Below are 596 nucleotides of genomic sequence, written 5' to 3' on the forward strand. Positions count from 1 at the left end.
TCGACGGTGCAGGGCTATTTTTATAGATGGCGGGATACAGGCCGGTGGCAAAGGATTGTCAGCGTCCTTGTCCGACGGGCGCGGAAAAAGCTTGGACGCGCACCGAAGCCGACGGCAGCCGTGATCGACAGTCAAAGTGCGCCGACCACGCAAGCTGGCGGACCGCGCGGCTACGATGCAGGCAAGCGCATCTACGGCCGTAAGCGGCATATTGTGACGGATACCAATGGCCTCCTCCTCGGGGTTCATGTTCATCCGGCCAACGTTCAGGACTGCCATGGCGCCGTACCGCTGCTGAAGAACGTGCGGATGAACTTCCCCCGGCTGCGCCACGTCTTTGCCGACCGGATTTACCGCGGAAATCAACTCCTCGACGCGCTCTCAGACTGCGGTCCATGGACTGTCGAGATCGTCGAGCGGCCCCAAGGCGTCAAAGGCTTCCAGCTTCTGCCGAGGCGGTGGGTGGTCGAACGCACATTCGCTTGGTTCGGCAGATGCCGCCGCCTCGCCAAGGACTTCGAGGCGACGGTGGCAACCGAAGCTGCCTGGCTGCTGATTGCACACATGAGGCTCCTGACCCGCAGACTTGCCGCTGC

1 protein-coding gene is annotated in these 596 nt (G+C 62.4%); it reads left to right on the top strand.

Translation table 11 applies throughout. From position 1 onward, the window contains the following. Positions 1 to 596, top strand: a 596-nt coding sequence (locus PMN64_RS42960; protein ID WP_411785137.1) for an IS5 family transposase, incomplete at both ends; no start/stop codon positions are given.

Source organism: Bradyrhizobium sp. UFLA01-814 (genome assembly GCF_046718885.1).
Lineage (GTDB): Bacteria > Pseudomonadota > Alphaproteobacteria > Rhizobiales > Xanthobacteraceae > Bradyrhizobium > Bradyrhizobium elkanii.